The organism is Hydrocoleum sp. CS-953 (assembly GCF_002260545.1).
Lineage (GTDB): Bacteria > Cyanobacteriota > Cyanobacteriia > Cyanobacteriales > Microcoleaceae > Trichodesmium.
This window is the reverse complement of sequence record NZ_LGSU01000887.1, coordinates 1-5,253: the sequence shown is the minus strand read 5'-3', so window position 1 is coordinate 5,253 and position 5,253 is coordinate 1. Positions and strand designations below refer to the sequence as shown.

Sequence of the window (5,253 nt, the reverse complement as noted above, 5' to 3'; positions counted from 1 at the left end):
CAATAATTGCTACAATTAATATTAACTGTTATAAAAGAGCAAAATTTTCACAACCAATTGAGGATTTATATATTAAATAAAACAAAAAAATCAAGTTATTCAACCAAGGAATTTAACTCAGCATAGCGTTCTACAAATTCCCCAAAGTAATGTTATACTTTGGTGACACTTCAGTTATTAAGTAATTAACACAGAGAAAATAGCTCTCATACCTAATTATTAGCCAGTTAATGTTAATTATTCTTATGTATACGGACGTTGCATACAACGTCCCTTTCCCCCACCTCCCACATGCCCCCACCTAATCAAATATAGGAATATTTTTGATAAATAGTATTACGCATTAAGGTGTTTGACATTTATAAATTCTGTTTGCGGAGCATTCCGTAGGAAAACTCTTTGAATTGAAAGTGTACTATTCCCTATTCCCTATTCCCTAGCGCGTAGCGCTATAAAATTTATGCTAGAAATAGAAAAAATCCAATCCATTGCCAAATCTTATTCTCCACAAGAACTTTTTGCTGCACTTGTTTGGCAACGTCAGTTTAATCAATTTGATGGAGAAGAAGTAATTAGAGATTTGATAGAAAATTCTACTTTATGGGCAAGTTTTTTATTCACAAAACCGATTTTTGCTCCCGATGAAAATGGCTTGAGTTTTAGTGGTTTAATCGATACACTTTTAGCAATGGCTAACTATCGTTTTATGCCACCTGAAAGTATAATTCACTTTGTATATTATCCTGCTGATACACTTTATATCCTAACTGAAAATCAAGCAACAATAGTATCCTCACTTTTAGACTTGGGGAAAAAATGGAGTGCTGATGCTGTAGATATTATTGATGGAATGAATGAACAATATGCTTTCCGACTTCAACGGTGTCTTAAAGCTAGATTAACAGAAGGATTGATGAGTGAAAATAAACCCTATCAACAAGATGCTATTGTTGTGTCTTATTGGTGGGATTGAAGAAGGAAGAAGGAAGAAGGGAGAAGAAGTAAATTTTGAAAAAAAGGGGGAAATGATAGGTAAGCATTCAGCCGTCAGCATTCAGCTTTCAGCTTTCAACCGCTTGAATTATATGGGTTGAAAACTCAAAATCTTCGTTCTTTTACTTCAATTTATGGGTTTAAAATATAGTATAACTTAAACGAATTATTGCTTAATTGATTAAAAAAGCTGTTTGCGTAGCATTCCGTAGGATGAGCTGACCGCTAATAGCTGTTTGCGCAGCATTCCGTAGGAAATGCTTACAATGATAGAGATAACTGTCTTATATCAAACCCTGTTTCTGGGTATAGATATCTAAATTATTAATTAGTAACCGCAGCGAGTTAGAAGAAACCGGGTTTATGGGAAGTAGATATTAATATATGGGGCTAATATAAACCTCGTTTCTGGGTAATATATATAGCAGTTCTCATAATTGTGAGGTACAAAATTCTAGCTTTGAGGTAACAGGGAATAGGGAATAGGTATGGAGGGAATAGGGAGTAATGAAANATATATATAGCAGTTCTCATAATTGTGAGGTACAAAATTCTAGCTTTGAGGTAACAGGGAATAGGGAATAGGTATGGAGGGAATAGGGAGTAATGAAAAAATAAAAAGATAACTGTACTTCACGCTTATTGGGAAACGCTATATCTAATTGTTAATTATTCATTATTAATTATTAATTAGTTCCACCCAACCTATTCCTTGATAACCAAAATTAAATAATTCAGGATGTAAAATTTCCGCTAAAATTTCCAATGAATCTACTAACCTTGGTCCCGGACGATTAAAATAAGAATTACCATCAGTAATATAAACTTTTCCTGACTTAACTACAGATAAATCTTGCCATTCTGAGCTTTTAATTAACTCTAAAGTATCTTGGCGAGTACGTTCTAAATCAAAACCACAAGGCATAAAAATTATTACATCTGGATTAGCATTTAATAACTCCTCCCATTTTAACCAAGGAGAATGCTTTCCTATCTCTCCAAATAATGAATTTCCACCCGCAAGTTTAACTAATTCTGGCATCCAATTTCCAGCAGCCATTAGTGGATTACTCCACTCAATACACGCTACTTTAGGAATATTATTAACTGGTAAATTTTGCGTTTTTTCTTCACAAGCTACCACCCTTTTTTTCAACTGAGAAATTACCTCATTTCCATCCACTCCTAAACTATTTGCTACTCGTTCCATATCAACCCAAACTTCTGCCAATAAATTAGGCTCTAAAGAAATAACTTGAGGATGACTTTTTGTTAAACTTTGAACTGCCGTTTCTACATCCGCCAAACTAACAGCACAAACATCACATTGAGCTTGAGTAATAATATGAGTAGGCTGTAATTTTTCTAATGTTTCTAGTTCCACACGGTATACACTTAAAGCAGATTGTAATAACTCCGTAGCGCGGTCGTGAATTTCCCGACTACTACCATCAGGATTAAATTTAGGTTGAGTACAAACAGGCAAATTTTGAATTTCTGGAGGATAGTCACATTCGTGACTTCTACCAACAATAGCTTTCGTTAACCCCAACGCTGCAATAATTTCTGTTGCACTGGGAATGAGGGAAACAATTTTTAATGGGTAATTTATCATTATCTTTTTCTAAGTATATAGCGTATGGTTTTCTTAATAAAAATTTAAGCTTTATCAGCATCTATTGGTATTGGTATTTTGAGAAAATAGTAGCTAGAGCAAAAAATATAATGTAGGCACCCATAATGAATAATACTAAGCAATTACTAGAAGATTATACTAATGGTAATATAAATTTTATGGTGACAAAACTCCAAGAAGTTTGCCTTGAAGGTATTAATCTCAGTGGTGCTGACTTTAGTAATTCTGATTTTAGTGATGCTGACCTGATGAATACTAATCTCTGTGGTGTGAATCTGAGTAATGCTAACTTGACTGGGGCAAATTTGGTAGGGGCGAATTTAAGTGAAGCTAACTTAACAGGTGCTAAATTGTGTGAAGCTAACCTGAGTAACGCTAACTTGAGTGGTGCTAATCTCTCGCAAATTGATGCAAATCGTGCTTTTTTGTTTTGTGCTAATCTTTCCCAAGCTAATCTAAATCATGCTTTTCTTTTTAGTGCCAGTCTCAGTTATGCTTGTTTGATGCAGGCTAGTATTAAGTATGCGAGTTTGATTGGTGCTAATCTGGTTGGTGCTGATTTAAGTCATGCGGACTTAACTGGTTCTTATTTAATTGTTACTAATTTTAGTAGTGCTAATCTTTCTCATGCTAATTTGAGTCTGGTCGATCTCAATAGTTCTAATCTGTCTGGTGCTGACTTGACAAAAGCCAATTTTAATGGTACTGATTTGAGTAGTGCTAAGTTAGTTGATGCTAATTTGAATCTGGTTGATTTAAAGAATGCTAAATTAGTTGATGTAATTCTACCTGATGGTATTGACTACCAACTACTTTGTAAAAGTTAAAAAATTATTCCGTTTCAGAGATTTACTTTAGTGGCAAATATATTTGCCCTTATTTTTGAATATGGGGTGCATTCCATTAAATAGCATCACTGCTAGTATGTCTCGACTATTTTATACACTTTGCAGTGTTGCATATTTGGGGTATGAAGATAGTTTTAGAGAATTTGGAAAAAGAGAAGGGGAACTCAAAGATGGGATTTATCTTTTATGCAAAGATTCATCCCTTGGTTCAGCAACACCAGCTTTGCAGACTAAATACCAATCGCGTCTGTAGTATCAGCTCCCGCAAAGATAGCTGTGTTTAAATCTACGGCATTAGTGAAGTCAGACTTAATCAATTTAGAATTACTAAAGTCGGCATTAGTTACAGTTGCTCCAATTGCTATACCATCTACAAATGAAATTCCTTGTGCATCAACACCAGTCAATATCGCGCTTGAGAGGTCTGCTTTATCTAGATTTGCAATAGATGTACCTTGTGTAAAGAAATCAGCACCTGTAAAGTTAGTACCAATAAAGCTTGCTACCTCCAGACTAGCTCCACTCAGGTCTGCTCCTTGAAAATCAGTCAGCATATCTCCACTCGATTCCTTAAGGTTAGCTTCTGTTAAGATTGCATTATCAAATTGCGCTCCATCTAAAATAGCTCCTGTTAAGTCTGCACCATCTAATTCTGCTCCGGTGAGGTCTGCTCCGGTGAGGTCTGCTCCTTTGAGTTGAGCGCCACTCAAATCAGCACCTCTTAAGTCAGCGCCACTTAAATTAGCTCCTTCAAGGAAGATATTCTCTGCGAATACATCTCTAAAATTAGACTCACTCAGATTGGCATCGCTAAAACTAGCACCATCTAATTGTGTAGTAGTTTCAACACCATTAGAATCAACAAATGAACGAAAATTTGCACCAGCAAAATTAGTATCATCTGCAATGAAGTTACTTAAATCTGCACCACGAAATCTGAGGTTAAAATCTGTGGGGATGCCATTCTCATCTACAGGTGTATTAGGAGGAAGCACTAAGCCTTCAGGAACAAATGTATTGACATCGCTGATAGAGACACCTTCAAGATTAGCCTGGTTAAAATTAACATCGAATACAAATATATCCGTAAAGTTTGTATTTCTGAAGTCTGCTCCTTTGGCATTGACATCTTGTAGAATGACTGCTTCTAAGGTAGCTCCATTTAACTTAGCATCTATTAGTGTGACTCCACTGAAGTCAGCAGCTTTTAGGTTAGCAAGAGAAAGATCAGCGCGAGTCAAATTCGCTCCCTGAAAGTTCGGGCGTTCAGACTGTTCACCACTTAGATTGGCTTCTCTTAAATCAGCATCAGTTAAGTTGGCGTTGGAAAAGTTGATGCCACTGGTGCTGACCTTAAATAGATTAGCCTCTTTGAGGTTAGCTCCACTGAAATTGACATTTTCTAAGGTTGCCAGAGATAAATCAGATGGACCAAAGTTACTATTTGGGGCAAAGACAGCATTGGAGGCATCAACATTTAGCCAATTAGATTCCCGAAAATCTGTTCCTCTAAGCTTTGTGTCAACAAATGAGATGTTGTTCAAACTAGCCTTAAAAAAGGTAGAACCATTTAGATTCTGACCATCAAAAACATTTCCAACTAAATTCTGTTCATTAAAATTTTCAAATGCCATTATAGAAAGTTTTGATTATTTGATTATTAATTTGATACCTAAATCCGGTTCAATATACTTTCTTTTAAAAAGCCAAATCTCTAGATATCAGAGCATCAAGCTTTTTAGATAAAAGGTTTGAGAATATCGGACTTTGATAAAG

4 protein-coding genes are annotated in these 5,253 nt (G+C 35.5%); 2 read left to right on the top strand and 2 right to left on the bottom strand.

Annotated features, from left to right (window positions below):
• Window positions 1-460: 460 nt before the first annotated feature.
• Window positions 461-973 (top strand): hypothetical protein, encoded by a 513-nt coding sequence (locus tag AFK68_RS11800; protein WP_094672962.1) that lies wholly within the window; start codon window positions 461-463, stop codon window positions 971-973.
• A 699-nt stretch (window positions 974-1,672) separates the two neighbouring features.
• Here the strand turns inward: AFK68_RS11800 and AFK68_RS11795 are convergent.
• Window positions 1,673-2,608 carry a cobalamin-binding protein gene (locus AFK68_RS11795; protein ID WP_094672960.1) on the bottom strand — a complete coding sequence of 312 codons (936 nt, stop codon included), beginning with the start codon at window positions 2,606-2,608 and terminating at the stop codon, window positions 1,673-1,675.
• Window positions 2,609-2,733: 125 nt separating this feature from the next.
• Here AFK68_RS11795 and AFK68_RS11790 point away from each other — a divergent pair, with 125 nt between their 5' ends.
• Window positions 2,734-3,456: a pentapeptide repeat-containing protein gene (locus AFK68_RS11790; RefSeq protein WP_094672958.1), complete on the top strand. Its 723-nt coding sequence runs from the start codon at window positions 2,734-2,736 to the stop codon at window positions 3,454-3,456.
• Window positions 3,457-3,707: 251 nt separating this feature from the next.
• Here AFK68_RS11790 and AFK68_RS11785 read toward each other — a convergent pair whose 3' ends face one another.
• Window positions 3,708-5,111, bottom strand: a complete 1,404-nt coding sequence (locus AFK68_RS11785; protein WP_094672956.1) for a pentapeptide repeat-containing protein — start codon at window positions 5,109-5,111, stop codon at window positions 3,708-3,710.
• Window positions 5,112-5,253 lie beyond the last annotated feature (142 nt).